Origin of the sequence: Halobacillus sp. GSS1 (genome assembly GCF_017307035.1) — a bacterium.
Classification (GTDB): domain Bacteria; phylum Bacillota; class Bacilli; order Bacillales; family Halobacillaceae; genus Halobacillus; species Halobacillus litoralis.
Genome location: NZ_JAFLHE010000003.1, coordinates 316,332 through 337,984 on the forward strand (window position 1 = coordinate 316,332; position 21,653 = coordinate 337,984).

Below are 21,653 nucleotides of genomic sequence, written 5' to 3' on the forward strand. Positions count from 1 at the left end.
GGGTCCCCCTTGTTCAACCTTATTGGTGCATTTTTGCAAAAGTATAAACATTCTTTTGTTTGATGATCATCTTATGGGACTAGTATAAACGCTTATGCGGGGTTATGTAAGGGGTTTCAGTGTATGGTTTTTGTAAAACATAAATTTGCAAAAATGAACAGTTGTAATATTTAAGGAAATAAAATCAAACAAAAGAAATAAGCCCCAGATAAGGAAGGGGCTTATTTCTTTTGTTTGAACTATAAAAAGAAAGACATACCGAAGTAAAGAAGAGCAGCAAAGGAAGCAGCAATAAGAGCGGGCTTCAGCTTGAACCGAGCATATTTAATCGGATTCAAATTTAGAATGCCGGCCGTCGTATTTGTATCATCACTCAAAGGGGATGCGAATGCCCCAAATGTACCGCTGGCAAAAACGGCTCCGATGACAATGGGCAGGGAACTTCCTGCTACGGTCGCAATCGATATCCCGACAGGCATGAGAATTCCCCATGTTCCCCAGGAAGAGCCGATGAAATAAGAGAGGCCACAGCCAACGACGAATAAAATGACGGCAACAAAACCAGAAGGGATCCAGTCAAAAGACTTGGAGATGGTATCCGCGAAATTTAACGCTTCGGATCCACTGCTCAACCCCCATACCATGGCTAGAAGAACAATGACACTCATCATCTCGTTTCCTCCATCAACCAAGGTGTCCATCATTTTCTTGAGTTTCTCATTACGGAACTTCAAATAAACAACGAAGCCGATCAGGGTAAGTACAACAGCCAGTACCATGGCATCAAGGACATTGGCATTAATCAGCGCGTCAAATCCGGACTTTCCATCTCTGACCCCGACCATATACATGAGGAAAAAAGTAAGGAGAATCACACTGAACAATGGAACAATCAAGTGCCAAGGCTGTGCAGGAAGGTTTTTCGTAACAGCTGGATGACAGTCTTCCCATTGGTCATCATCTTCTCTTTTTTCTTGATCCATGTTCTCTGCGTCAGTGGCAGGCTTTTTATTCTTATGGAAAAAACTCATATAAAAGCCGACAGCTAACATGGAAAAGGCGAAGAAATTGAATGGAATGCTGCTGATATATAAGGAATATGCGTCTCCTTCCGTGCCTGCCTGCTGCAAGGACAGTTCAATGACCGAAGTCATATATCCAACAAATGCTGTCGCAATGGGAATTAAGACGACGAGAGGAGAGGCTGTTGTTTCGATGACGAAACCCAACTCCTGTTTGGTCATTGGAATGTTCCTTCTCAATGCTTTCATTACAGGTCCAATGGTAACAATCCGGAAGCTCGGTGCACTGAAAGTCCCTAATGAAGACAACCAGGTGAGGATGAACGCCCCTTTTTTGTGGTCAATCCTCTCCGTTGCTTCTTTAACGAATCCTTTGATGCCTCCTGACATTTTTACAAGTCCGATTAAAGCGGAGAAGGCATAGAGAAAAAGGATAATCTTCAAATTGGCTTCATCCCTCAATCCTTCAATAATGAAACCTAAGGCTGTCATCATCCCTCCCAGCCAGTGTGGGTCGATGATGTAACCGGCCACGACAACAGCGAATAGTAAACTTGGAATGACTTGTTTGGTCCATATTGCCGTAACAATGACCACGATGAAAGGAATGACGGAAACCCAATCCATAAACAGATCCCTCGCTTTTCTGGAGTGCTTCCTTTATCTTGTGTGTGTTTTGCCAGGATATTCTTGTCATGTGAAAAAGGACTCGGGGCGTGGAAATCGAATATAGGGGGAGAGCTTTTAACAGAGGAGGATACTTATGACTTTTATGAATCAGTCCGTCATCATCGAAAAACCTGTAGAAGAAGTTTTTAAAATGGCGACAGATTTCAACAACAGCCCTGAAATTATGGAAACAGTCATCGATGTACAACTTTTGAGTGAGGGACCTGTTAAAGAAGGGTACAGGTTCCAGGAAACTCGGGAAATCAGAGGCAGAAAAGCTCGCTCAATCATTGAGGTCACCGACTTTGAGCCCAATCGAAAATACTCTGTCCGCAGTCATCAGCATGGATTGGATTTACGGTACCATTATGAATTCGTACAAACGTCAGAAGGGACGAGGGTAGACTTCCAAGGGGAGCTTTATACGGAAGGCTTCCGAAACAAATTGATGAAACCACTCATCAAACAGATCATAAAAAAGGAAGATCAAGATCACCTTCAACATTTGAAGAAGTTTATCGAATCTTCTTCTTAATGGTGGTATAATAAGAATAAGCTATGGATCATGTATGAAAGGCCTCTCCATTATCCAATATGGAAAGAGGTCTATTTTTTATATAAAAAAATCCATCTTCAACTAAATGGCAGGTTTCTTGAAGACTCAGTTTCGAGACGTTTGTTGAGTGGATGGGGGTTGCGGGGAATGACTCGCTTTCCGCGGGAGCGCGGTGAGCCTCCTCGGACTGCGTCCTGTGGGGTCTCACCCTGCACTTTTTTCCCGCAGGAGTCTCGCCATTCCCCTTCGCCCCTTAACCAAGTATGGTTCTCGAAACCACTACTTAAAAAACAGCTTGTATGGATATGAGAAGTGAATGATTTAAACTCTACCTCGTTGACGTTTAGCATACGCAAATGCTTGATAGAACGCACTATATGCCCGCATAGGGGAGAAGATTTGGAACCTTGTTTATGAATACAGGTGTTCGAATCATCCACTTCCCTTAATCATTCAAGCTGACCCTTTTAGAAGTGGTTTCGAGACACTTATAAGGTAAAGGGGCGGAGGGAAACGGTGAGACTCCTATGGGACGTGTGGGACAGGTGAGACCCAGGAAGGCGTAGCCTGAGGAGGCTCACCGCCCGCCCCATGGAAAGCGAACCTTTTCCCGGAGCCCCTAGAACCACACAATCGTCTCGAAACTGAGTCTTCAAGAAAAGGGAGCTTTAGTTGAAGGGTGGGGTGGGTAATAGAAGAATATTGGGAATCTAAGGATATACGGAAAGGAAAGATTATAGATGACAGATAGTAATCCATCGTGGTTTGGGGAATTGTCCCCTTCTACGAAAGAGGCATGGCAGGTTTCAGGATATGAGAGTTTGACGAAAGTTCAAGAACAGGCCATTCCTTTTATTTTAGAAGACAAAGATGTAGTGGCGGAAGCTCCTACAGGCAGCGGAAAAACTTTGGCTTATTTACTACCACTGATTGAAAAGGTGGATCCTGAACAGAAACATACACAAGTGTTGATTATGGCATCTTCTCATGAATTAGTGATGCAGATTCATCAGGAGGTCCAGACTTGGACAAAAGGAAGCGGCATTACCAGTATGACGATGATTGGCGGCGCGAATATTAAGCGCCAAATGGACAAGTTGAAGAAAAAGCCGCACATCGTTGTGGGTACCCCAGGTCGTGTGTACGAATTGATACAGAAGAAAAAACTGAAGGCACATGAAATCAAAGCAGTGATTATGGACGAAGCGGATCAACTGCTTGTTCCAGAACATATCCATACGGTTGAAGATGTGTTGAAAAGTACGATGCGTGATACGCAAACGTTGTTGTTTTCAGCCACACTGCCTGATGAGGTTATTGAAATAGCTCAAACATTCATGGATGAAGAGGCAGAAGTGATTCGGGTTACAGAAGAACTGAAGAAACCAGACGTGACTCACACGTATATTGTTTGTGAAGACAGAGATAAAATAGAGACATTAAGAAAACTGGCCCGGATGGAAGCATTCAAAGGTCTTGCATTCATGCAGGATATTGCCAAGTTGAACGTCATGGCTGAGAAACTAACATATAAACACCTGGATATCGGGTTGTTACACAGTGATGCGAAAAAAGAACAACGGGCGAAGGCGATTAAGGAATTCCGAAAAGGGGAATATCCATTACTACTTGCTACAGATGTGGCTGCCAGAGGACTGGATATTATCGAAATTAACCATATCATCAACCTTGATGTTCCTAAAGATATGACATCCTATATCCACCGTGCAGGTCGGACCGGACGAATCGGCTCTCAAGAAGGAACAGTTGTTTCCCTTGTGAATCCTGTAGAAGAGAAACGTTTGAAGAAGTTTGCGCGTGATTTAGAGCTGCCCCTCCATAAAGCGGAGATTTATAAAGGGAAGTTAAGAGTCGCCAAGCGTTAAATATTGCCGTTTGCCTTTGAAGCGATGCCATGGAATACTGGGAGAGAGTACTTCTAGCCTGAAGTGAGGAGAGAATTGCCATGATTAAAAAGTTCTTTCTCTTTCTTGTGGCCTTGTTTGTGATCATCGTCATTGCGACACCAGTTTCTGCCCAGGACTTTTGGAAAGAAGGTCCCCGGGCTTCCTATGAGAGGGTATCGCAACATGTGCAGGGCTTAGTAGAGAATACAGATATAAAAAATGAGTTTCAGAATTTTGCAGTAGATGTCCAGTCGTTCTTTAAGTTCCTTGAAGATGTGGAATGGAAATACCCGGATGCCCCTCCAGAAGAGCAAGAATCCCCAGATCGCACGACTGAGCGGGTATCAGAGGATTCACTCTCCGGCTATGAACTGAAAGAGTTCGAACAGGAGGTTGTGGCTCTGGTCAATAAAGAACGGGAAGAGCGGGGACTTGAGCCATTAAAAACCCATAATCGTTTGAGCGCATTAGCCAACGTAAAGTCACAGGACATGGCTGACAAACGCTATTTCAGCCATACTTCACCAACCTACGGCTCGCCCTTTGAGATGATGGACGAATTTGACTTCCGTTATCGGGCAGCGGGTGAAAACATAGCCGCTGGCCAACGGTCACCCGAAGAAGTTGTAGAGGGATGGATGAACAGTGATGGCCATAGAGCCAACATCCTCCACGAAGACTTCACCCATATTGGTGTAGGATACATGGAAGGTGAAGGGCCATATAAAAGATACTGGACACAACTATTCATGACCCCTCGTTAATTAATGAAAGCCGGGTTCCGACACACAGGAATCCGGCTTTTTTTATATTTGCAGGGCAGGGATTTTAAAATATCAGGATTCCGAAAGAATGTAGGAGTTCATTAGTTTTTGGAGACGGATTTGAAATATCCTCTGACATTAACGGGGTCTGTCTCTTTCTCGGCTTCAGCCCACTCTATGATTAAGGAAAATAACTGGATGATCATGATCATCACACCTGTGTACAAAAAGGCCTCAGTATCCGTACCTTCACGGAAAAAGAAAGAAGCTTCATGATAGAGCACAAATAATATAGAGGTCAGCATTAAGTATAGAAAGCGTCTCATGTAGTTTTGGAGCTTGATGAAGGAACATTGCAACAGTAGAGGTGCCCAGTAAATAAAAGACCCGAATCCTAAAATAAACAGGTGAACAAACTCGTGGAGAGAAAAGTGAAAGGTCAAATCGAAGCTCACGAGTGCGCTCATTACGAAGGTGGTTGAACTTAAAAGGGGACGGCGGCTTAATTTTATTATCCAGCGGAGGCTGGAACGGAACCAAAGTTGTTTGTGATTAGCATAGAGAATAAGAGCAGGGGCTAGTCCAAAGCAGATGATACTCCTGATATATTGAAAAGGGGTGGGCGATAAAAGGTGATGGATAACCAGAGCAGTGAGAATGAACAGCGAATAAAGAAGAAGTGTGAGGGTGGACTTTTTATAGACCTTCATTTGGGACTCATCTCCTAAAAGCTTTCGATTCATTTACCCTCCCCATATTCAAATAAACCTATGTAGAAAAAGATTTCCATTACAGTATGTGAAATCAAACACAGCCGGTTAATATTTGATCCGTGAGGCATGGTGAATAATTAAGAAAAATGCAAAAAGTCTGTATATAAATGGAAGGGGATGATGATCTAGTGTTATAATTTTTAAGTTATAACATTAGTTTCTAGTTCTTTTCACCTTATTATTAACAGGAAAGAAGTGCTTACATATGAACGCCATCCATTCCTTGATTCATCAACCATCGTTATTTAAAAACTTATTTGAGCATTTAAGTGATGCGGTAGCCATTATCCAAAATGTAAAAGGGAGGATGGTCTATACCTATATCAATGCAACGATGCAGCGAGTGTATGGGGACCTTCAGGGATGTGCATTAAATGACCTTTATTGTGAGGCTGAGTGGAGCCATATCGCGGAGACGATGGAAAAGGCGGACAAATTCCCTGAAACGATCGTTGAGAGCTCTGGCCGTTCTCCAAACCCATTTCAAATCCCATATGGTATACAATCGATAAAGGTTGAGAATGCTTATCTTCTATATATAAAAATGGGATCCGCCCAAACATTGAAACTGATTGAAGAGAAAGAACGTCAACGCAAAGAGAGTGATAGTCGTTATGAATCGGTAGTTGAAACTTCGCCGGACTCGATATTTCTCCATGATAAAGAAGACCGTATCATTTATGTAAACCGAGCAGGAATGGACTTGCTTGGGGCGGACAAAGCTATAGAATTACTTGGTCAGGATATAAAGAAATTCCTCTACAATGAATCCCTTGAAGATGTAAGAGAACGCCTGAAGACTTTATTGTCAGGGGGATATGTGAAAGGACCGATTGAACGTCAAATTAAAAGAGTGGATGGATCGATCATTGATGTTGAGCTGCATGGAGGTCTTGTGGAATACCACCAAGTCAAGGCGGTCCAGACGATTTGCCGTAACATATCGGAACGAAGAAAGCAGCAGCATCAACTAGAGGAAATGGCTTATCATGACCAGCTGACAAAAATCCCGAACCGGCGATACTTTTTTGAAAAGTTGGAGGATGAGCTGAAACGGGTGGACCACCGGGATTCGATCTTTGCCTTACTATTCTTTGATTTGGATAATTTCAAACAGATCAATGATCGCTATGGACATCAAATCGGTGACGAATTGCTTGTCATCTTTACGAAACGGCTCAGCCGGGAGTTAAGAAAAACGGACACGCTTTCTCGCCTGGGTGGCGATGAATTTGTTATTCTTTTATCAGGGTTAGCTGACATCAACCACCCGCGTCAAGTGGCCGATCGAATGCTGGATCGTGTACTCCGACCGATCCACTTGCAAGGATGTGAGATTGAAATCAGTGTGTCGATTGGAGTGTCTATTTATCCTGAACATGGGGTGGGGCAAGGAGAACTTCTCACAAACGCTGACCGGGCTCTCTACAAGGCGAAAGAAAATGGAAGAAGTTGTGTATCGGTTTATACTCATGGTTCATGAAAGGAGAATCAGTCATGGAAATCCAAGAACTTCATCAGTTTGATGCCGTCGCATTAAAAGAGAAAATAGAAAGTAAAGAATTGAACATATCAGATGTTATTCATCACTATAAATCAGTCATGGAACGTAAGAACCCTGAATTGAATGCTGTGGTTCACTACATAGATGAACCTGTTAATACAACCGGATATTTTCGGGGCCTTCCTTTTCTTATCAAAGATTTAAATGCTGTCCAAGGACAGCCGTTATCCTACGGTTCAAAGATAATGAAAGGTTTTGAAGCCAATGGGGATGATGAAATAGTGAAACGCTTCAGAAGGGGCGGACTTACCTTTATTGGGAAAAGTAATACACCTGAATTCGGTTTCACGCCTGCTACGGAGTCTGTTCACCTAGGGTTCACGAAAAATCCATGGAACAAGAAATATTCACCTGGAGGTTCAAGTGGAGGAGCAGCTGCAGCTGTTGCATCCGGTATGGTCCCTTTTGCACATGCCAGTGACGGAGGGGGATCGATCCGCATCCCTGCTTCCAACTGTGGTTTGTTCGGGTTGAAACCGACGAGGGGGAGGACGCCTTTTTCCATGCATCTGAACAGCCTTGCCGTCAGTCATGGGGTGACAAAATCAGTAAGAGACAGCGCCGCACTCCTAGACCTGCTGGAAGGACCACAAAAAGGAGATCTCTTTGCAACCCCGGCCAAAGGGGGGCCTTATGATCGAATCTCTCACGAAGATCTCGGGTCCTTGAAAATTGCGTATATGGCAGACTTCGGAGAAATGATGCCTATCCAGCAAGATGTTCAACGAGCTATTCGTCATACGGCGGATCTCTGTGAATCGCTCGGGCATGATGTAGAAGTCGCCTATCCCGATTTTGATCTCCATCGTTTCATGGATGCGTTTGTTACAGTATGGGTCGTCGGTGGTGCTTTAGCTGTTAAAGGGGCAGCAAAAATGAATGGGGTCAATCTTGACGATCAGCATTTGGAGAAAATGCTTTCGACATTGATAAAAAAAGCGGAAGGCTACACCGCAATGGAATACGAGCAAGCACGCATGTTTTTGGCGACGGAGAGTGTGAAGTTTCACTCGTTCTTTGATCAGTATGATGTGCTGTTGCACCCGGTTAATTCCAAGTCTGCTTTACCTTTAGGATGCTATAACGGAGAAGAAAAAACAATTGATGAGATATTGGCTGTATCTGCTCAATATGCCCACTTATCCCCAGTGGCGAACGTAACTGGCCAGCCTGCCATGAGTGTTCCTCTTTACTGGAATGAAGAGAATATCCCAATTGGTTCTCACTTCACTGGGAGGTTTGGGGATGAACGTAAACTGTTAAAGTTAGCCGCCCAGCTCGAAGAAGCACGACCATGGTGGCACAAATATAACGAGATCATCTAAAGAGAACCCGTAGCCCCTGCAAGGGGACTACGGGTTCTTTATCTAAGTCCCTTATTAAACATCGTGGGAGTCTTCCACAATAGGCAGCGTTAGTTAGAAGTGTTTGTGGAGCCAGTCTATGGCTGCTTTTTCAACGTGGTTCAGGTATCCCTCAAAGCTGTGGGGCGCTCCCTTAATTACAGTCAATTGTGAGGAGGGCGGGAGCCATTTCATTCCTTTTTCAGTTAAAGGCAGCAATATCTCTTCTTCTCCTTGATCACCATGCACAATCAAGACAGGACATTGGATGGAGGACAACAACTTCTCCTGATCTAGTTGTTCAAAGTCTACTAACATTTGTTTTGATATCACAATCTCTTCACGGTAAGGGTCTTGTACGGGGTGACTCAGATAACCGGTTTCTTTTAGTTCCTTTAATTGAGCGGAAGTGAATTCTTCTGTCCAATCGTATCTAACAGGGCCGGTCCCTGCTCCTGTAAGGATCATGGTCTTAATGTAATTGGGTTGATAGCTTTCGAGGCAGACGCGTGCTCCTAAACTGTGGCCGTAGAGAGCAATCTGAGTAAACCCTTTGGAAACAGCATGATCGATCGCGGCTGTAAGGTCGTTTACTTCATCTTCAAGGCTCAATGGTCGGTTTTCACTTTCCCCACAACCCCCGAAATCGAATCGCATCACATGGTATCCGAGGTTTTGGAAGCATTCTGCAAATCGATCGAATCGACCGTGCGATGAGCGATTGGAACGAAATCCGTGGCACATGATGATCAGTTTGTCATTTGTCCCTTTCTGAAGGACGCCTCTTAGCTTCAATCCTTGTATATTACGAAAAGTAATCCTTTCCATTGCCTTCCCCCCTAAGCTTATTCTAATAGCTTACCATAATATGGAGGGTGAAGGTTTTAAATTTAAACGTAATTTGAATTTCTTTTTAAAGTAAAATTTGTTGCTTTTGAAAGTAATCAAGATTACTATATAAGGTAATAAGGAGGGTGATGATGGAATCTATTCACTTGAATGTCGCACTTTTAAGAAGGCGTGTGCCGAACTTAACGAAAGCAGCAAGATCGGTCGGTTTACGACCTGCAACAGTTTCGAATCTTTGTACGGGTAAAATTGCGCTCGGAAGAACGGAAGTACGAACGTTAGTCGCTTTGGCAAGCTTGGCGGAATGCAGTGTAGATGAACTGATTATCAGAGGGGAGAAATTCGAAATGATTGAAACAGGAATTAAGACGATCGACTTGTTTGCTCCATTGGCTAAAGGTGGAACAGCTGGCCTAGTAGCAAGACCGGGGATGGGACAGCTGGTGGTTTTAGCGGAAATCTTTTATCGTTTGAAAAAAGAAGGATGCTTCATCGTCATGCTTCAGCCGGAAGGAGATCATCCCGAGGTTTCAGACATTACAGCTGATGTAGATTCCATACACCTCACCATAGAAGAAGCGGAAAAGGCTGTTGTTGAAGCATCGAAAACGCAAGAAGTCATTTTTGTCTCTGATCGTTCTCATGTGCAGAATGGAAGTATCTATCAGCTACAGGAAAAATGGGCAGGGGAGGCTTCTGTCACTACATTTCTCGTCGATTTGAAAGGAGAAGCTGTGGACGAAGATTTGCCATATGGACCTCTTGAGACCTTATGGCAGTTTGATATGGATTTATCAGCACGTCATATGTATCCGGCTATCCATCCGATCTATTCCACATCTTCCGTTTTAGAAGGAGCAAACTTGGATCAGGAGCATTTTTTAACCCAACAAAGAGCACAAAAGCTGTTGCGCCGTTATCGTGAACTGAAATCTATTGTCCGGGCGAGTGGGATGGACCCCTTGTCAGAGGCGGATACGCAGCTGTTCAAGCGTGGAGAGAAATTGGAGTCTTATTTAACTCAACCATTTTTTGTAGCCGAAGCCTTTACAGGTGTGAAAGGCACTCATGTTCCAATGAAAAAGATGCTAATAGACGTAAGGAAAATTACAGATGGGAGCTACGACCACAAAAAGGTTGAAGAATTCAGCATGGTCGGCAGCCTGGACTGATTTCAAATTGGGGTGATCTGCCAGCTTCTTTAGGTTAAACAACTGGAAGAAAAAAAATTTCATAAAAAAACGTTTACATGAAAAAAGACAGTTTTAACCCGGATTTAGCGGGGAATTTCCTGAAAATGTTCTGATACAAATCATTTTCAGGAGGTACCCCACATGACAAAGGGAAAAAGTATACATGCATTAATTATTCTTATGTTTACCCAATTCATTTCGGGTGGCGTAACCAATACAAAGGGGATTGTACTGGATCAAGTAGAGAAGGACCTGGGGTTGGATATGAGCCAATTCGGTCTTGTTGTTCTCATTTTCCAACTTGGCTTCACGCTTGCCAGTGTCGTTATCGGTTACTACACCGATAAGAAAGGCTTGCGGACGATGACCATCATCGGTTCCATCATTATGGGTCTTGGATTTCTTGGTACGGGACTTGCGCCTAATATCATGTTCTTCTTAGGTTTCTATATGATTGTAGGGTTCGGATTAGGAGCGCTCGGTGTCGCTTCCAACGCGATCGTTCCCGCCGCTTATCCGGAAAAACAAAATCAGATGTTCAACCTTGCGATGGGAGTGTATGGGTTAGGAATGGTGCTATTTCCACAATTTCTAAACTACATGTTCCAATTTGCCTCCTGGCGTTATTTTTATATAGGGATTGCCGTCAGTTTAGTAGCTGTAATCATCTATATTACCAGCGTAGCTTTTCCATCAGGGAAAGCAGAAAAAATTGATTTAAAAGCATTCATTCCGATGCTGAAAGACGCTCAGTTTGTTTTTCTCATGATCTTTCTCGTCTTCCAAGTATCGGCAGAAGTCTCGTTCATGAATTTCTTCCCGACGTACTTGAAGTCGCTGGATCTTGGCGGAATGTCAACGTCTAATAAAGAGGACATGGTAGCCACCATCCTGTCTGTCTTCTCCATCTTCTTCATGGCAGGACGTCTAGGTGTGGCCTATTTGACCAATTGGATCAATGAGCGCATCATCTTAATTACATTTTCTGCCGGCGCTCTGTTGATGGTAGGTGCCAGCTTCTTAGTCGCTGAGAATTTCCCTTACCTATTCGCAGGGGCAGGGTTATTCTTCTCCACCTTGTTCCCTACTGCCACAGCCTTTGGTACCCAGCTGTCTAAAACAGGTGGTTCAGCCCTTGGACTCATTTATATCGCGGCAGGTATTGGTGGCGGTATTGCTGGTTACATCGTCGGACTAGCTTCTGAAGCTTTCGGAATGGCCGGTGGTTTCAGTATCGTTATTGTATTTCTTGCTCTTATGTTTATCACAACATTCTTCCTCAATAGTAAGAAGTCAACTCAGGCTCAAGCATAAATGTAAGCACTCCGTCTTTTTTGACGGAGTGTTTTGTGAGCCGCGATGATCTAACGCAAATGAAATGGTTTACTAACATCCTGTTATAAATTTCCTTCATCTCTTGTAAAATGGTAGATATGAGGGAGGGTGACGATGAAAAAGCTATTTTTGCTGGCAATCGTACTTTTTATTATTACAGGTTGTAACAAGAAGAATGAGGAAACCGAAGGAAAAGAATATAAAGAGTTGGAAGGTCACTGGGAGGGTGAAATTCAAATCCCCAATCAACCATTGAACATTCTGGTCGATTTTCATTCTGGAGAAGAATGGACAGGGACAATCGCCATTCCTGCTCAAAATGTTACGGATTTTTCGTTAACCGAGATCGTTGCCAATGAAGAAAGTGTCTCTTTTCAGATGCTTCTTCCTGGGCAGTCTGTTCAATTTGATGGAAAACTGGAAGGCGAGCAATTGAGCGGTACTTTTACACAGAATGGACAAACGTTCCCATTTTCACTGAGAAAAGGCGAGAAAGGGGATAAGGGGGATGACGAGGGAGATTTCTTATCTATTGAAACATCGACAGGCCAATTATATGGTGAGTTATTGCTCCCTGAGAAAGAAGGTCCCTATCCTGTCGCATTAATTATCCCAGGTTCAGGACCTACCGATCGAAATGGGAACTCTCAGGGAGGCGCGGGAAACAACAACAGTCTCAAGCTTTTGGCAGAGTCTTTAGCAGACAAAGGGATTGCTTCCCTAAGATACGATAAACGAGGCGCAGGCAAAAATATAAATGCTGTCACGGATCAAAGTGAAATGCGATTTGAAATCTTTATTGATGATGCCAAGCAATGGTTGGAAACATTAGAAGATGATGAACGTTTTACAGATATAGCAGTAATTGGCCACAGTCAAGGGTCCCTTGTCGGAATGATGGCTGCAGGTGCTGAAACGACAGAAGCATTCATTTCCTTAGCAGGTGCCGGCCAAACCATTGATTATGTTTTAGAAAAGCAGCTCGGTGACAGTTTACCGGAAGATTTGTTTGAAGAAAGTCAAACGATTCTTGGACAGATGCGTGAAGGTAAGACGGTTCCTGACGTCAGCCAGTCTCTCCAAGGTGTGTTTGCTCCGGATGTTCAATCCTTTCTTCTTTCATGGATGGCTTACGACCCTTCCGAGCAGTTAAGTGAGCTAGATGTCCCGACATTAATTATAAATGGAACGCATGACATACAGGTGCCGGAATCAGAAGCACAGCTCTTGAAAGAGGCAGATCCGGAGGCGGAACTGATGCTTGTGGAAGGGATGAATCATGTGCTCAAGGAAGCTCCTGAGAATAGGGATGAAAACTTAGCGACTTATACGAACCCTGACCTGCCTCTTGCGGATGGACTTGTCGAGGGTATCGTAGATTTCCTGAACCAGCACGGTTTTCATTAGGTGCTCATAAAGGGACGATTATTCTAGTAATAAGGAAGCTTGAATAGAAAGAAAAGAGAGGGATTTCCTGAAAAAGGAAATCCCTCTCTTTTTAGTCGTTTAACGTCTGAGTTTTTGGAGAAGGCGGAGAATTTCGATGTATAACCAGACAAGAGTTACAATCAAGCCGAATGCTCCGTACCATTCCATGTGCTTGGGCGCACCTCGGTTGACGCCTTTCTCAATGAAATCAAAATCAAGAACGAGGTTCAAGGCGGCAATGGCCACGATGAAAAGGCTGATTCCGATCCCGATAGGACCACTGGAATGGAGATAGGGAACAGTCATGCCGAAAAAGTTCAATATAAAATTCACCAGATACACAAGGAAAATGCCTAACGTAGCTGAAACAACCATCAGTCGGAAGTTCCTTGTGACTTTAATGACTCTTGTTGCATAAAGAATCAATAAAGCTCCCATTACGGCGAGCGTCAGGCTGACAGCCTGAATGACAATCCCGGAATAAGCTCCCTCAACGAAGGCCGAAATACCACCGATGAAAAAGCCTTCCAGTGCTGCGTATATAGGGGCAGTGACGGGTGCAGCTTTAGGAAAAAAGGCGGTGATCAAAGCGAAAATAAGACCTCCAATAGCCCCGATGATCATCATGAGCGTCACATCGACTCCCAATGAGTACTGGTACCATGTGTATGCCGCTGTTCCTAGTAAAAATAAAAAGAGGAGGGATATTTTTGCTGTTGTCCCACCCAGGGTCATCGTCTTTCCAGTTGCTGCAGAACGCTGAAATGTATCGTCTTTTAAAACGGGATTTCCCGATCTCATCTTACCACTCCTTCTTTATGCATCTCCTTTAAAGGTATACCCTTCGTGAACACGAGAGACACTTAATGGGCATACCATTTGTAAAGCTTTTTCGGTCGTCCGATTTTCTGATGACTCACCACTTGTTTGACTTTGCCTTCTTCTAGTAAATGCATGAGATATCGGTACACGGTCGGGTAGGCAAGGCCGATGTCTTTTGAGATAACGTCTACAGGATAGGCGTCACGATTTTCCTGTAAGTAGCTGGAGATGGAACCTAATGTTCCTTTGCTGATTCCTTTAGCGGTGAACACATCATCATCATCTTCCTGCTTGTTTTTCATGTTAGCAATTTGTGCATGAAGCTTGATTCTGGAAATGAGATCAGGAGCCTTCACTGGTTTTAAGGCGAAGTCGGTGGCGCCTTCTTCCAGGAAGCGATCAGCCACTTCCTGCCGTTCATCTACCGTGAGCACGAGAATGGGGACGACCGTATTGTGTTTGCGGATTTCCCTGACGGTCTGGAGTCCATCCATCTCCGGCATATGGTAATCGACAAGGATGACATCGTAAGTTCCTTTTAAAAACATATCGGTCCCTTCGCGACCGTTCACTGCCGTGTCTGATTCCCACCCGGCATGTTTACAAAACTCTGTCAGCATGTAACGTAAGGATTCATCATTATCCATGATCAGTATTTTCATCTCGCACTCTCTCCTTCGGTAAATGGATCCAGAATGTCGTTCCGACTCCTTGCTCGCTTTCAATGGATAGCTCCGCGCCGTGTTCATTGACGACGTTTTTGACGAATGTCAGGCCTACACCAGGATGGGATTTCGTACTGTATCCTGCATTCCAAATTTTATTGATATTGGATTGGCTGATGCCATGACCGTTGTCTTTCACACCAATAAGAATGCCTGATTGTTCTACTTTGGTAGCGATGGTCACTTTGGCGTCTTTTTTTCCTTCAACAGCATCGCTGGCATTATCAATCAAATTGACAAGCGCTCGTGTCATTCTGATTTTATTAATATAAATTTCAATATTTTCATCAGCGCTTAAATCAAACGCATAAATGGTGGCTGAATCTGATAATTTATTCGCGCGTACATATTCGATGAATGTTTTTAAGGTACACCAATTTTTCTTCTCGTGATACAAGATTTCAGATACCATATCGCTGGTTGCTTGAATGGACGAGGAAATTTTATTGGTGTACTGAAGGATTTCGTCGTCCTTCGTTTTCATTTGGATGAGGCTGTTCAGCCCCTCCATCAGGGATAATGGAGTTTTCAAGTCGTGAACGAGGTGTAAGGCTTCTCTTCCAGAACGTGATTCCACCATGTCGAGCCGGGCAATGTCCAAGTCCTGTCTCATTTTTGCTTTTTGTTCAGCAACAGTTAAGTACACCGCGAGGAACGTGGCATTTACGATAAATACCGCAAAAAAGACGAGGCTGTAAAAGCTTAACGTACTTCCGAACCCTAGCTCCGCAGCCATACTTTTCACTTCCATGGAAATTTGTCCGCCACCAAATCCGAAAGCACTTAGGAAAAGTACCGTATCCAGCCATTGGAACCCGAAGAGCAATTGGGCGAGAATGAAAGCTTTGAATACAGGGCGTAATTGCCCATGTCCTAAAAAGTGAAGGACGGCGATCGATAATAAAAGAAAAATCGCAGGACCTCCGAAATGGTAATTGATGGAGTTGTACCCGTTAATCAAGGCGTAAACCAATGGGATGATGATCAGTGGGACAGCAACCTTCAACCAGGGCCGCTTCAACTTTACACCGAGCTCATCTCCGAGCAGCAGAGCACCAATGTAATGAGGGAGGGCTCGAACCGTATTTAACATGACTAGTCCGAACGCAGCCATCATCAATGTGGCACCTGAGGGGGCAGCTTGAAGCCTCTCGATGACAGCTGCAAGGCCGGACCTCTCCACACTCAGCCAGAGCGGCATAGTCATGCCAATCAATATGAGAACGATTTTAATCCATATACTCTTCGACTTCAGCAATTCTGATTTCATGGCAGTCACCCTAACGACGAGATCTTTCTATATATTCTAATATATGAGACTGATATTTTCGATGCTTTTTTCCTTTGAAGCACTACAAAGTGATGAGTTTCCATTCTTATCTTCTATGGAAAACACAGCAAGCGGTAGTATAATAGACATATATTTAAGGATGAAAGGTGTCCGCAACTATGATTTTAATCATTGATAACTATGATTCATTCACATATAATCTAGCTCAATATTTTAAACAGATGGATCCGGAAGTGATCGTGAAACGAAACGATGAGTGGCAAATGGAAGAGATTCGTTCCCTCGAACCGAACCTTATCGTGCTTTCCCCAGGGCCTGGGAGGCCGGAAGAATCAGGGATATGCAAGGATGTCCTGCACCATTTTGGTGGAGATATTCCACTATTAGGTATATGTCTTGGCCATCAGTTGATGGTTGAATATTTTGGTGGAAGGGTCGTTAACGGAAATCAACCGATGCACGGGAAAGTAACGATGATTACGAATGATGGCCGGACGATGTTTCACAAGCTCCCTGGATCTTTCCGAGTCACCCGTTATCACTCTCTTCAGGCAGATCTAGCTTCGTTGCCGGAAGATCTTGAAGTCACCGCTCTCTCTGAGGATGGCGTCCTTATGGGGGTCCGCCACCGGTATAAGATGATGGAAGGTATTCAATTCCATCCGGAATCCATATTGACAGAGCACGGATATGATCTGCTTCGTAACTTTTATGACCGGGCAGTTCGCTACAGGGCAAGTAGAAAGGAGGGAGTAGGCGTATGACAACCTCACCATTTTTACAGTTTGAATTCGCAAATGCGCAAGGGGAACCGTCCCCTAAAATATTTCAGCAGCCACTGGAGATTCTTATGACCGATGATTTGAACGAGGTGAAAACAATCTTCGATCGAGTGGAAAAGAGGCTTGAGGAGGGGCTCTATGTAGCAGGTTATGTATCCTACGAAGCAGCCCCTGCTTTTGATCAAGCCCTTCGCGTACACTCTCGTCCCGAATGGCCGCTGGTTTGGTTTGGAGTGTTCGATGGGTATCAAACAGTTGGGCAGTATACAGACTCTGATTCTTTTCACGTATCGGACTGGAATTTGCGTGGAGATTATGCTTCTTATCAGAAAGGAATAGAAGAAGTGAAAGCCGGGATTGAAAGGGGCGATACGTATCAGGTGAATTTTACGACCAGAATGGCAGCCTCTTTCTCTGGTGATGATTACACTTTCTACAGAAGGCTTGTCAGGAATCAGCAGTCTTCCTATAGTGCCTACTTGAACATGGGAGAACGACGGATTCTGTCTGCTTCCCCGGAATTGTTTTTCAGGGTCGATAACCAGCAATTGAAAACAAAGCCAATGAAAGGTACGGCAGCAAGAGGACGTGATGGCAAAGAGGATGAGTCCAAGCGCCGGCATCTTCAGACATCAGAAAAGGAACGCTCAGAGAACCTTATGATTGTTGATTTGTTGAGAAATGATTTAGGTAGAATCGCCGTACCCGGGAGTGTCCATGTCCCCAACCTATTCGAAGTGGAAACCTATCCAACGATTCACCAGATGACTTCGACTGTGGAAGGCCGGTTGCCCGAAAATTACACCATGTACGAATTGTTTCAATCCTTGTTTCCGTGTGGCTCAATTACAGGGGCTCCTAAAGTGAGAACCATGGAGTATATTCAAAGATTAGAAGACTCGCCACGTGAAGTATATTGCGGGGCCATCGGTTATATGACTCCGGATAAAGATGCCATTTTCAATGTCCCTATTCGTACAGTCATGGTTGACCAAAAGCAGGAAAAAGCCGTTTATGGCACAGGCGGAGGTATTACGTGGGATTCAACTTCGGAAGGGGAATATGAGGAGCTGAAGACCAAGGCGCGTCTCCTGACAGAAGATCGACCAAAATTTCAACTTTTAGAGACGATGAAGCTGGAAGGTGGATCGATTGATTTAATAGACGATCACCTGGATCGAATCATGGCATCGGCTTCTTATTTCGCTTTTCCCATCAAAAGAAGTGATTTAGAAAAGACATGCTCTCAAGTAACCAATGCTTATCCCGAAGGTCTCTATAAAACTCGCATGCTCGTTGACGAAAAAGGGAAAGCTGATATTGAAGTGTATGGTTTAACGGCACCCGCCTCTTGTGTAACCGGCATCTTATCTGAAGATCCTGTAAACGAAGAGGATCCTTTTCTCTTTCATAAAACCACTCATCGGGAGGTTTATCATCGTCATCAATCCGACAAAGCGGAATCGACGCTGCTCTGGAATCGAAGAGGAGAATTGACGGAGTTCACGATAGCCAATCTCGTCGTCAACATTGACGGGCACTACTATACCCCGCCTGTTCATTGTGGATTATTGGTTGGGACGTATAGGAAAGATTTATTAAGGTGTGGAAAACTGAAAGAAAAGGTTCTCTATAAAGAGGATATCCACAAGTTCGATGAAGTATGGATGATTAACGCCGTAAGAGGCTGGGTAAGGGTTGAACTACAGGAGAACGCTCAATAATGTGAAGGAGTGTCTTGTTTATGAAGAAACATATCGTTTTTTATGACGCACAGTGTCCGTTTTGTTTTTATGTGAAGAAAACGTTCCGAACATTTGACTGGCTTCATCAAATAAAATGGGTGGCTGTCCAGGAAACAGAGGGGACAGGGAAATACCCTTACCTGGAAGGACGCAATACGCTTGATGAAATTCATATGCTGACAAAAGAAGGAGAAGTAAAAGAAGGGTTTGAAACCATTCGTAAACTGCTGCTTTCTCTGCCTTTATTTACTGTGATCGGCATTCTTCTCTCCTTCCCGGGCGTCGACCGGGTAGGCTCTCCGTTATACCGCTGGTTTTCTGATCACAGACACCAATGGTTCGGCCGCTACGACCTTCCCAGATACGCATAAAAGACCCTCCTCAGCGAGGGTCTTTATTCCGTTGGCAGGATTCTGGAAGACTCAGTTTCGAGAATTTCCGGGTTTTGTTGCCCCGGTTGAGCGTTAGGGGTAGCTGGGCTGCTTATGCCAGTCGTGTCTACCAGGGCGATTCCGCATTTGAACACTTTCCTGTGGGGGAGTGGCGAGCTTCCTCGGGCTACGCCCTGCGGGATCTCTCTCCGACGGGAGTCTCGCAGCTTCCCAGCCACCCCATACGATTGAGGTGAGAAACGAACCCCTCCGCCCGAACATACCGAACCAGAGTCTTCAACTAAAGGGAACTATTCTGGGGAAGGGTTATTTGCCTTTTTTTCTTAGCATGCTGTAGGAACCAAGAGCGATGACGATGATGGCGAAGGTCAGGGATGTCCACTGGCCGTTCGCAACGCCTTGATAAATACCATGAGAAAGAAACAATAAACATAAAATCAGAAATAGGACCAACGATACTTTATTCATAGTGACCTCCTATGCGTAAACTTCCTTTATCATACCGGAGGATGTTCGTTTTATCTAGTGTTCTGTGTTACATTATTATTGGATAATAATTTGACTTGAGGGGTATCCAGGATGAGAGAAGAAATTACATATATCGGTGAAAAAATCTCGAAAAACTCGAATCAATTAGCTAATACAGTACGTGAGTTGAAAACAGAGGAATTCGGAGAGGCTACCATTCGGACAGCGAATTGGGAGGAGCTATTCTCCTATATTGGTGAAGTGATTACCGGTGACGGTGTTTCTTCGATGGAGCACATTGAAATGTGGGCCAATCGTGAAGGGGAACAGAAGGTAGAGGCGGAAGTCGAGCTGGATCAATCTCTTCGAACGATGAACTTTGTTCGTCGAGCTATCTGGGGGATATTTTCTGATGAATTGTCCAACGATGAATTCGCTTCTTCTACGGTCGTGCATATCTGCAAAACCATTAATGAAGTTTTAGATGAAATTACGAAACACTTTAGTCAGACGTATTCCAGAAACATTCGCAGGGAGTGGGAAAGAAAAGAACTGCGGATGGCTGAACTGTCTGTCCCTGTTGTACCGATTACAAAGGGAGTGGCTGTACTTCCTTTGATTGGAGAAGTGGATACCAATCGGGCTCAACAGATCATGGAAACCTCCTTAAATAAGAGTTCTGAATATGAATTGGATTATATTTTTATTGATGTGTCTGGTGTTCCAGTAATTGACACGGTCATCGCACATTACATTTATCAGGTTGTTCATGCCCTTGAGCTGGTTGGTGTTCACGCGACCCTCACAGGATTGAGGCCGGAAACAGCAAAATCTCTTGTAGACATGGGTGTAGATTTCACTCAAGTCCATACGAAGGCTGGATTGCACCAGGCTTTAGAAGAGATCGGCATTTACATTCATCATGGTGAAGAGTAACATCATAGAAATACAAAAGGACGGGGAATTCTTATTTCCCCGTCCTTTTATCGTCTGATTTTTTATGGGTGATTATTTTTTGGAGGGTTCAGCAACTTTGACAAGTTGTTTGCCAAGGTTCGCTCCTTCAAATAAACCAAAGAATGCATCCGGGATGTTTTCAAATCCTTCGGTGATTGTTTCCTCATATTTCAAACGGCCTTCCTGAAGCCATTGAGCTAAATGGGAGAATCCTTCCTGGAATCGATCCTGATAGTCTCCCACTGTGAATCCTTTAATAAGTGCGCTGGATTTAATTAAATGCATCTGCATCCTTGGTCCTTGATCGTTCGGAACGTTGTAGGATGCAATGGCTCCGCACTGAGCGATGCGCGCGAATTTGTTCAGCAATGGATAGACCGCGTCTGAAATGTCGCCTCCGACATTATCAAAGTAGACGTCTACGCCATTTGGACAAGTTTCTTCCAGGCGGGCAGGAACATTTTCAGTTTTGTAGTTGATGACTTCGTCAACGCCAAGTTCATTTTTCAAATACGCTAATTTTTCATCTGAACCGGCAATGCCGACCACATGACAGCCTGAGATCTTACCGATTTGGACAACAGCGGAGCCGACTGCACCGGCAGCTCCGGAAACGACTAATGTTTCGCCTTCTTTAGGCTGTCCAATATCCATCAGGCCGAAATATGCTGTCAATCCTGGCATGCCGAGGATTCCTAAAGATGTAGTGACGGGGCCAAGACTTGGATCAACTTTTCTGAGCGTGTCTGCGGGAGCTGCTGCAAACTCTTTCCACGGCAGCATGCCTGTGACAATGTCACCTTCTTGTAAAGCATCTGCTTTCGATTCCACAACTTCCCCAACGATTCCGCCTTCCATAGGTTCGTTCAATTGGAAGGGAGCGATATACGATTTAGCGGCGCTCATTCTGCCTCTCATGTAAGGATCCACGGAAACATAAAGCAATTTGACGAGTACTTCCCCCTGAGATGGTACAGGGCGCTCGGTTTCTGCCATTTTTATATGCTCATGTGTAGGAGCGGCTTCTGGACGTTTGACTAATTGAATTTCTTTGTTCATTTTTATCAC

General features: G+C 44.2%; 19 protein-coding genes. 12 read left to right on the forward strand and 7 right to left on the reverse strand.

What is annotated here, in order from left to right; all coding sequences use genetic code 11:
* Positions 1-239: 239 nt before the first annotated feature.
* Positions 240-1,649: a Na+/H+ antiporter NhaC family protein gene (locus J0K78_RS09965; protein ID WP_206946591.1), complete on the reverse strand. Its 1,410-nt coding sequence runs from the start codon at positions 1,647-1,649 to the stop codon at positions 240-242.
* Positions 1,650-1,785: 136 nt separating this feature from the next.
* Here J0K78_RS09965 and J0K78_RS09970 point away from each other — a divergent pair, with 136 nt between their 5' ends.
* The 5 genes from J0K78_RS09970 (at position 1,786) to J0K78_RS09990 (ending at position 8,580) form a co-directional block, all read left to right on the forward strand.
* The gene (locus tag J0K78_RS09970; protein WP_206946592.1) at positions 1,786-2,226 is read left to right on the forward strand and encodes an SRPBCC family protein; all 441 of its coding nucleotides are present in this window, start codon (positions 1,786-1,788) and stop codon (positions 2,224-2,226) included.
* 761 nt (positions 2,227-2,987) lie between these two features.
* On the forward strand, positions 2,988-4,133 hold the full coding sequence (locus tag J0K78_RS09975; protein ID WP_206946593.1) for a DEAD/DEAH box helicase: 1,146 nt from the start codon (positions 2,988-2,990) through the stop codon (positions 4,131-4,133).
* A gap of 80 nt (positions 4,134-4,213) precedes the next feature.
* Positions 4,214-4,918, forward strand: a complete 705-nt coding sequence (locus J0K78_RS09980) for a CAP domain-containing protein (protein ID WP_206946594.1) — start codon at positions 4,214-4,216, stop codon at positions 4,916-4,918.
* A gap of 978 nt (positions 4,919-5,896) precedes the next feature.
* The gene (locus J0K78_RS09985) at positions 5,897-7,174 is read left to right on the forward strand and encodes a sensor domain-containing diguanylate cyclase (RefSeq protein ID WP_206946596.1); all 1,278 of its coding nucleotides are present in this window, start codon (positions 5,897-5,899) and stop codon (positions 7,172-7,174) included.
* Between the two features lie 14 nt (positions 7,175-7,188).
* On the forward strand, positions 7,189-8,580 hold the full coding sequence (locus J0K78_RS09990) for an amidase (protein ID WP_206946598.1): 1,392 nt from the start codon (positions 7,189-7,191) through the stop codon (positions 8,578-8,580).
* A 93-nt stretch (positions 8,581-8,673) separates the two neighbouring features.
* On the opposite strand, the gene J0K78_RS09995 is transcribed toward J0K78_RS09990, so the two are convergent.
* On the reverse strand, positions 8,674-9,426 hold the full coding sequence (locus J0K78_RS09995) for an alpha/beta hydrolase family protein (RefSeq protein WP_206946600.1): 753 nt from the start codon (positions 9,424-9,426) through the stop codon (positions 8,674-8,676).
* A 152-nt stretch (positions 9,427-9,578) separates the two neighbouring features.
* Here J0K78_RS09995 and J0K78_RS10000 point away from each other — a divergent pair, with 152 nt between their 5' ends.
* From J0K78_RS10000 to J0K78_RS10010, 3 genes are all read left to right on the forward strand, one after another.
* Entirely contained in the window at positions 9,579-10,619 is a 1,041-nt protein-coding gene (locus J0K78_RS10000) for an ATP synthase beta subunit C-terminal domain-containing protein (protein WP_206946602.1), read from the forward strand.
* 162 nt (positions 10,620-10,781) lie between these two features.
* The gene (locus J0K78_RS10005; RefSeq protein ID WP_206946604.1) at positions 10,782-11,954 is read left to right on the forward strand and encodes an MFS transporter; all 1,173 of its coding nucleotides are present in this window, start codon (positions 10,782-10,784) and stop codon (positions 11,952-11,954) included.
* A 135-nt stretch (positions 11,955-12,089) separates the two neighbouring features.
* A complete protein-coding gene (locus J0K78_RS10010; RefSeq protein ID WP_206946606.1) occupies positions 12,090-13,382 on the forward strand; it encodes an alpha/beta hydrolase family protein in 1,293 nt (430 codons plus the stop codon).
* Positions 13,383-13,481: 99 nt separating this feature from the next.
* Here the strand turns inward: J0K78_RS10010 and J0K78_RS10015 are convergent, their stop codons facing one another.
* The 3 genes from J0K78_RS10015 to J0K78_RS10025 all read right to left on the reverse strand — a co-directional run bounded on the left by J0K78_RS10015 (position 13,482) and on the right by J0K78_RS10025 (position 16,220).
* On the reverse strand, positions 13,482-14,204 hold the full coding sequence (locus J0K78_RS10015; protein WP_206946608.1) for a Bax inhibitor-1/YccA family protein: 723 nt from the start codon (positions 14,202-14,204) through the stop codon (positions 13,482-13,484).
* A 62-nt stretch (positions 14,205-14,266) separates the two neighbouring features.
* Entirely contained in the window at positions 14,267-14,887 is a 621-nt protein-coding gene (locus tag J0K78_RS10020) for a response regulator (protein ID WP_160910720.1), read from the reverse strand.
* Entirely contained in the window at positions 14,865-16,220 is a 1,356-nt protein-coding gene (locus J0K78_RS10025) for a sensor histidine kinase (RefSeq protein WP_206946610.1), read from the reverse strand. The genes J0K78_RS10020 and J0K78_RS10025 overlap by 23 nt, the downstream gene beginning before the upstream one ends.
* Before the next feature lie 179 nt (positions 16,221-16,399).
* Between J0K78_RS10025 and J0K78_RS10030 the strand changes: the two genes are divergently transcribed.
* The 3 genes from J0K78_RS10030 to J0K78_RS10040 are packed head-to-tail and all read left to right on the forward strand — an operon-like array spanning position 16,400 to position 19,139.
* Complete coding sequence (locus J0K78_RS10030) at positions 16,400-17,005, forward strand: anthranilate synthase component II (RefSeq protein ID WP_206946612.1); 606 nt, start codon at positions 16,400-16,402, stop codon at positions 17,003-17,005.
* The gene (gene pabB / locus J0K78_RS10035; protein ID WP_206946614.1) at positions 17,002-18,747 is read left to right on the forward strand and encodes an aminodeoxychorismate synthase component I; all 1,746 of its coding nucleotides are present in this window, start codon (positions 17,002-17,004) and stop codon (positions 18,745-18,747) included. Before J0K78_RS10030 ends, pabB begins: the two co-directional genes overlap by 4 nt.
* Before the next feature lie 20 nt (positions 18,748-18,767).
* Positions 18,768-19,139, forward strand: coding sequence for a thiol-disulfide oxidoreductase DCC family protein (locus tag J0K78_RS10040; RefSeq protein WP_160910724.1), 372 nt, complete (start codon positions 18,768-18,770; stop codon positions 19,137-19,139).
* 327 nt (positions 19,140-19,466) lie between these two features.
* Here J0K78_RS10040 and J0K78_RS10045 read toward each other — a convergent pair whose 3' ends face one another.
* Positions 19,467-19,628, reverse strand: coding sequence for a hypothetical protein (locus J0K78_RS10045; protein WP_206946616.1), 162 nt, complete (start codon positions 19,626-19,628; stop codon positions 19,467-19,469).
* A 111-nt stretch (positions 19,629-19,739) separates the two neighbouring features.
* Here J0K78_RS10045 and J0K78_RS10050 point away from each other — a divergent pair, with 111 nt between their 5' ends.
* On the forward strand, positions 19,740-20,564 hold the full coding sequence (locus J0K78_RS10050) for an STAS domain-containing protein (protein ID WP_160910726.1): 825 nt from the start codon (positions 19,740-19,742) through the stop codon (positions 20,562-20,564).
* Between the two features lie 72 nt (positions 20,565-20,636).
* On the opposite strand, the gene J0K78_RS10055 is transcribed toward J0K78_RS10050, so the two are convergent.
* The gene (locus J0K78_RS10055; protein WP_206946618.1) at positions 20,637-21,644 is read right to left on the reverse strand and encodes an NADP-dependent oxidoreductase; all 1,008 of its coding nucleotides are present in this window, start codon (positions 21,642-21,644) and stop codon (positions 20,637-20,639) included.
* Positions 21,645-21,653 lie beyond the last annotated feature (9 nt).

What these genes read in the sequence shown, in the direction of transcription:
- J0K78_RS09995 (WP_206946600.1), bottom strand. Translation starts at nt 9,426, where the DNA reads ATGGAAAGGATTACTTTTCGTAATATACAAGGATTGAAGCTAAGAGGC.
- pabB (WP_206946614.1), top strand. Translation starts at nt 17,002, where the DNA reads ATGACAACCTCACCATTTTTACAGTTTGAATTCGCAAATGCGCAAGGG.
- J0K78_RS10040 (WP_160910724.1), top strand. Translation starts at nt 18,768, where the DNA reads ATGAAGAAACATATCGTTTTTTATGACGCACAGTGTCCGTTTTGTTTT.
- J0K78_RS09990 (WP_206946598.1), top strand. Translation starts at nt 7,189, where the DNA reads ATGGAAATCCAAGAACTTCATCAGTTTGATGCCGTCGCATTAAAAGAG.
- J0K78_RS09980 (WP_206946594.1), top strand. Translation starts at nt 4,214, where the DNA reads ATGATTAAAAAGTTCTTTCTCTTTCTTGTGGCCTTGTTTGTGATCATC.
- J0K78_RS09975 (WP_206946593.1), top strand. Translation starts at nt 2,988, where the DNA reads ATGACAGATAGTAATCCATCGTGGTTTGGGGAATTGTCCCCTTCTACG.
- J0K78_RS10010 (WP_206946606.1), top strand. Translation starts at nt 12,090, where the DNA reads ATGAAAAAGCTATTTTTGCTGGCAATCGTACTTTTTATTATTACAGGT.
- J0K78_RS09965 (WP_206946591.1), bottom strand. Translation starts at nt 1,649, where the DNA reads ATGGATTGGGTTTCCGTCATTCCTTTCATCGTGGTCATTGTTACGGCA.
- J0K78_RS09985 (WP_206946596.1), top strand. Translation starts at nt 5,897, where the DNA reads ATGAACGCCATCCATTCCTTGATTCATCAACCATCGTTATTTAAAAAC.
- J0K78_RS10025 (WP_206946610.1), bottom strand. Translation starts at nt 16,220, where the DNA reads ATGAAATCAGAATTGCTGAAGTCGAAGAGTATATGGATTAAAATCGTT.
- J0K78_RS10030 (WP_206946612.1), top strand. Translation starts at nt 16,400, where the DNA reads ATGATTTTAATCATTGATAACTATGATTCATTCACATATAATCTAGCT.
- J0K78_RS09970 (WP_206946592.1), top strand. Translation starts at nt 1,786, where the DNA reads ATGACTTTTATGAATCAGTCCGTCATCATCGAAAAACCTGTAGAAGAA.
- J0K78_RS10045 (WP_206946616.1), bottom strand. Translation starts at nt 19,628, where the DNA reads ATGAATAAAGTATCGTTGGTCCTATTTCTGATTTTATGTTTATTGTTT.
- J0K78_RS10050 (WP_160910726.1), top strand. Translation starts at nt 19,740, where the DNA reads ATGAGAGAAGAAATTACATATATCGGTGAAAAAATCTCGAAAAACTCG.
- J0K78_RS10015 (WP_206946608.1), bottom strand. Translation starts at nt 14,204, where the DNA reads ATGAGATCGGGAAATCCCGTTTTAAAAGACGATACATTTCAGCGTTCT.
- J0K78_RS10055 (WP_206946618.1), bottom strand. Translation starts at nt 21,644, where the DNA reads ATGAACAAAGAAATTCAATTAGTCAAACGTCCAGAAGCCGCTCCTACA.
- J0K78_RS10020 (WP_160910720.1), bottom strand. Translation starts at nt 14,887, where the DNA reads ATGAAAATACTGATCATGGATAATGATGAATCCTTACGTTACATGCTG.
- J0K78_RS10005 (WP_206946604.1), top strand. Translation starts at nt 10,782, where the DNA reads ATGACAAAGGGAAAAAGTATACATGCATTAATTATTCTTATGTTTACC.
- J0K78_RS10000 (WP_206946602.1), top strand. Translation starts at nt 9,579, where the DNA reads ATGGAATCTATTCACTTGAATGTCGCACTTTTAAGAAGGCGTGTGCCG.